This is a genomic window from Corallococcus praedator (assembly GCF_003612125.1).
Lineage (GTDB): Bacteria > Myxococcota > Myxococcia > Myxococcales > Myxococcaceae > Corallococcus > Corallococcus praedator.
Map to the genome: position 1 here is coordinate 1 of NZ_RAWI01000546.1, position 4,992 is coordinate 4,992.

Annotated in this window: 4 protein-coding genes; all 4 read left to right on the forward strand. The window is 66.7% G+C overall.

Annotated elements, in window-relative coordinates; all coding sequences use genetic code 11:
• Nucleotides 1-1,254, forward strand: a 1,254-nt coding sequence (locus tag D7Y13_RS38365) for an FG-GAP-like repeat-containing protein (protein ID WP_208734534.1), incomplete at its 5' end; no start/stop codon positions are given.
• Between the two features lie 818 nt (nt 1,255-2,072).
• A complete protein-coding gene (locus tag D7Y13_RS38375) occupies nt 2,073-2,438 on the forward strand; it encodes an integrase core domain-containing protein (RefSeq protein WP_120585413.1) in 366 nt (121 codons plus the stop codon).
• A gap of 170 nt (nt 2,439-2,608) precedes the next feature.
• A complete protein-coding gene (locus tag D7Y13_RS38380; RefSeq protein WP_255425940.1) occupies nt 2,609-3,187 on the forward strand; it encodes a transposase in 579 nt (192 codons plus the stop codon).
• Between the two features lie 459 nt (nt 3,188-3,646).
• Nucleotides 3,647-4,798: a Kelch repeat-containing protein gene (locus D7Y13_RS38385; RefSeq protein WP_120585414.1), complete on the forward strand. Its 1,152-nt coding sequence runs from the start codon at nt 3,647-3,649 to the stop codon at nt 4,796-4,798.
• The last annotated feature ends 194 nt before the right edge of the window (nt 4,799-4,992 follow it).

Here is a 4,992-nt window from a genome sequence, read left to right on the forward strand (position 1 = left end):
TGCAACGGGAACTCGTCCGACGGCTGCGAGGTGAACCTCCAGAGCGACGCCAATAGCTGCGGCGCCTGCGGCATCGTGTGCTCGACGGGCCAGATCTGCTCGAACGCCACCTGCCAGACCGCCCCCACCGGCCAGGTCCCCGGCACGCCGGTCAGCTCCCCCGCCAACCACAGCCCGCTGGCCCCGGCGGTCGCCGATGTGAATGGCGACGGCAAGCTCGACATCCTGGTGGCCAATGCCGAATCCGGGTCGACCCAGACTCCCTCTGGCTCGCTCTCCGTCTTCCTGGGGAATGGCGACGCCAGCGTCCAGTCGGAGGTCAACTACGGGAGCGCCTCGCTCTCCAGCAACGCGGTCGTGGCCGTGGACGTGGACGGTGACGGGTGGCTCGACGCCGTCACCGTCAACGGCCAGACCAACCTGCCCCTCATCAACGGAAACATCAGCGTCTACAAGAACCTGGGCCCGAGCGCGCCCGGGACCTTCGGCGCGCCGACGAGCTTCACCACCGGCACCCCGGGCTCCGTCCACCTCTGCACCGGGAACTTCGATGACGACGGGGTGGCTGACATCGCCACGACAAGCGTGACCCAGAACCAGGTGAGCGTGCTCTTCGGCACCGGCGCGGGCAACTTCGGCGCGCCCACGTTCATCGGCATCCAGAGCACCGGCGGCGCTCAGTCGACCATCGCCTGCCGTGACCTGAATGGCGATGGCTTCTCCGATATCGTGGTGACGAGCCCCTCCAGCGCACGCCTGTCGGTCCTCATCAACCAGGGAGACGGCACGTTCGCCGCCCCAGTCGCCTACAGCAATTCCGCCAGCGGCCAGACAGCGGGCATCGCCTTCGGCGACGCCAACGGCGACGGCACGCTCGACATCCTCTCGAACGGCGCGGCCGGCCGGTTCCTCTTCTACTTCAGAGGGAACGGCAACGGCACCTTCGCGAGCGGCGTTCAGTCAACCGCCGCGACCAATACGGGCGCCAACTCGGCGCTGGGCGTCGTGGCCGGTGACTTCAACGGCGATGGCAAGCTCGACGCCTACATCCTCGTGACAGCGGCCTCGGGCGGCGTCCGCCCGATGACTGGCAACGGCAATGGAGGCTTCACCTCGGGCACCGTCGTCACGACCGGCGCCTCGCCTGGCCTCAACGCCATCGCCACCGCGGACATGGACGCGGATGGGTACGCCGACCTCATCCTGACCAACAGGGGCTCCGGCACCGTGACCGTGGTCCCCAACGGACTCTAAGTCGCTGTCCGCGATGGGGCGGTGCGCCTCGAGTTCAGCGCGGTCTCGGTAGGAGAATCGGTGCGCCGCGTGCTTAGCGCGCGGCGCACCGAAAGACGCGCAGGCGCCTGACACGACCTCACCTCCACAGAGGCCGTATTCCAAACGTGTGCCACTAGCCAGCCGCATGGGGCCACCCGTAGCCAGGGTCATGGGGCCGGGTGGAAACGCGAGCGACCGGGTCGTTCACGCCACCGACTCGACGTCCTGATAACGAAATCGGGGCGCTGGAAGTCGCATAAGTGCCCGTATTTTCTGGGTGTGGAATTGTGTCTGATAAGGGTGATCATGTCGCCTTGGCCGAAACTTCGCCCGTAAGTAGGCGGAGTTACAGCCGGTTCCCAGCTCGTGAATCCGTGACGCTGACCGCGACAACGTCGCCCAGCTCGCGCTCGAGCTGGCCCCGCGGATGGCGGAGGAGACCGCGACGGCACTCGTCGACCTGGCCAACGTCCTGGAGCGCGAAGCGCTCGCAGTCGATGCGCCGCCGCGTGTCCCTGCCTTCCCTGATACCCGCGCGCACCGCTGGGCCCGCCTGCTGCTGTCCTGCCACACGATGAGCGCTGCTCTCCGGCAGCCCCTCGACAGCGCTCGTTCCGTCACGCGCTTCAACAACCTCATCGCCCTCGCCAACGCCGACCCTGACTTTCGCGGGGACCTATACGGCCACGGCCTTTGGGTCAGGATGTTCTCCTGGCCTCTCGGGCTACCTGGGTTCCTTCACCTACCCCTGATTCACGGCCCGGAAGAATCCGTCGTGTCTGCCGGGTTGAAGGAGCATGAGCGGACTGGCGCTGAGCGAGGAGCAGCGGAGCGAGCTGGAATCCTGCTTCCGCACGACGGAGGACCGCCCCTCCTTTCCCCAGCGCGCCTTCGTGTCGGCGCAGGACGCGCTCGCATGGGTGGAGCGTTTCGTCGCCTGGTACAACACCGAGCACCGGCACTCCGCCATCCGCTTCGTCACGCCGGAAGCCAGACACTATGGCCTCGACGTCGCGCTGCTCGCCCAGCGTCACCAAGTGTACCAGCGCGCCCGCGCCCGTCACCCCGAGCGATGGAGCCGCGACACGCGCGACTGGACGCCCGCGGGCCCCGTGCGCCTCAACCCCTCACCGGAAGTGCAGGAGCTGAAACGCATCGGCTGAACCCTTTCACGCGACAACTACCTTGACGCTCACCGCTTCTGCCGTCGCCATGGTGTGCGGCTGTACCGTCCCACCTATCGCTTCCTTCGAGCGGACGCTTCACGCCAGCAGCAGGCGCGGCAGGAGTTGAGTGAAAAAAACGCCAGGCGCAAGCAGGTGACATCGCCCTCTTGAGCCAGGATGAAGCGAGATTTCCCATGGTGCCGACGCTGACGGCGACGCTGGGCGTGAAGGGACGCCGCCCTGTCATCGGCACTCGCGACTGCAAGGACGTGGTGCACACCTTCGCTTCCGCCGACCTCACGACGGGGGCGGTGACGAGCAGGCTCTACGGCAGCCGCACCCGGGCGCGTCGCAAGGATGGCCTCTCCAAGACGAAGCGCATGCAGGTGGCCTTCGCCCATCACCTGCTCGACGTCGCCCGCGCCTATCCCGCCACGGCATGGCGCGAAGTCGTCCTCATCATCGACAACGCGCCCTGGCACCGAGGGCGCCCTGTGGACTGGGCCTTGCGCCGCTTCCCTCACCTCTCCCTGTACCGGCTGCCTCCCTACAGCCCTCAGCTCCAACCCATCGAAAGGCTGTGGCGGCCCCTGCGCCAACGGGCCACGCACAACCTTCTCTTCGACGAGATGGCCGAGTTGCAACAGGCACTGCGCTCGGGCCTGGGCTACTTCCGGACACGCCCTCACGTTGTCCTCAAGCTCTTCGGCTCGCCTTGGACAACGACGGGATTACCCGAGGCGTGAATGAGGAAGCTGACGCACTCCCCTGCGTGAGGTCCTCACGTGTCACCTGCCTCCATCGTCCGACGGTAGAGGCAGGTGGCGCGGGTGCATGAGCCGTCGGCGGGCGCTGAGCGTTCCCGTGGATCCCCATAATCCTTGCGGATCCGCACCGATAGAACGCAGACGTCTGCGACGTGCTGGGCGCCTGCCAAACGCAAGCGCCCAGCGCCTCGTCAGAGGCTCAGGCCCGTGTTTCTGCACAGGGGTCTGCCGTTTCTGTATACCCCGGCAGAGTGCCGCTCAGGCGCGGGGCGTAAGCGAGGTGTTTCAGCGCGGGCCGCGCCGCGACGGACTATCTTTCACGCGGCGACCGATTAACGTGTCTGCAGCGAGGGGTCTCCGGCCTCCTCGACGACGCCGCCCCGGGGCTGTACGAGCCCACGTGGGTACAACATTGATTGAACCAAGGAGGTCACCCGAATGACACGCAGGCTTCACCTTCGGATCGTTTTCGCCGCTTCGCTCTCGCTCTTGTTCGCCGGAATCCGCGCGAGCGCCGCCCAATCGAGCTTGCCCTACTGGACCGAGATTCCGCAGGGCGGCGCCATCCCCGCCCCCCTCTGGGACGGTTCGAGCGCCTATGACCAGGGCCTCTTCTACATCTTCGGCGGGCTGAACGGGACCTACCCGAACGACGAGCCCGTGGCCGACTTCAGCGCCTTCGACGTCGACACGCTGACCTGGTACGACCTCAGCCAGTACCCGGGCGGGCCGTCCGCGAGGGCCGAGTCGATGATGTGGTGCGTCTCCGAGGACGACGCGCTGATCGTCTCCGGCGGGAGAGGTCCTTTCCGGCGCGGGCTCGACCTCACGCACCAGGACACGTTCCGGTTCGATCCGGTGCACGGGTGGACGCAGATCGCGCAGAGCGCGGCCGAAATCGGGCGCGCCAACCGCTCCACGGAGGCGGCCGCCGTGCGCAATAAGAAGACGCACAAGACCGTCGCGTACGCCTTCTCGGGCTCGTCGTCGACGCTTCCGGCCTTCATCAACCGTCCTGATGGCCTCCAGCACGACCTGGTCCGCTACAAGAACGGTTGGAAGCAGGTCTCGACCGGCTCGACCGCCCCGCGCGCTCGTGCCCATCATCCGCTCGTCTACGCCGAGGGCTGGAACGCGCTGCTCGTCTACGGCGGTTACACGAACGACGCCGTGAACGGGACCGGTGTGTTCTCGCCTGAGAACTTCCTCGGCGACCTCTGGATGTTCGACGTCCACTCCGAGACCTGGGATCAGATCGTCTTCGACGAGGCCGACGGACCGGGCCACCGCGACAACGCAAAGCTGATCGCCGATGAGCACAACGACCGCATCTGGCTCTTCGGAGGCAGCCAGTTCGACGGGACCACTCTGTCCGATGTCTGGTACTTCGATCTCCACACCGGGACCTGGACGCGCGTGGACACCGCAATGACGGGGCCCGCGCCGGCGCCGAGGTTCGGCCAGTTCTACTTCTCCCGCAAGACCGCCACGGCCTACGAGCTCTACATCTTCGGAGGAGCGACCGCGGAGTTCGCGCCGGTGCTGCTCAACGACATGTGGAGGTTAACGATCCCCCTCGCCGGCGGCTAAGTAGGTCGCCGGAAGTTCCGAGACAAATGCCGGTCGCATGCGCATTTTCTGGACCATGCGACCGGCAAGGAGCCCCGCCGAACTGGGGCTGACAGCAGAGGACAGGCGGAAGCTGGAGCATGCGCTGCGAAGCGTGCGCGACGCCCGCCACTTCCGTCGGCTACTGGCCGTGAGACTCCTCGCAGAGGGCAAAG

Bases quoted from the DNA above. Each gene is read 5' to 3' on its own strand.
- D7Y13_RS38385 (WP_120585414.1), top strand. From the start codon at position 3,647: ATGACACGCAGGCTTCACCTTCGGATCGTTTTCGCCGCTTCGCTCTCG.
- D7Y13_RS38375 (WP_120585413.1), top strand. From the start codon at position 2,073: ATGAGCGGACTGGCGCTGAGCGAGGAGCAGCGGAGCGAGCTGGAATCC.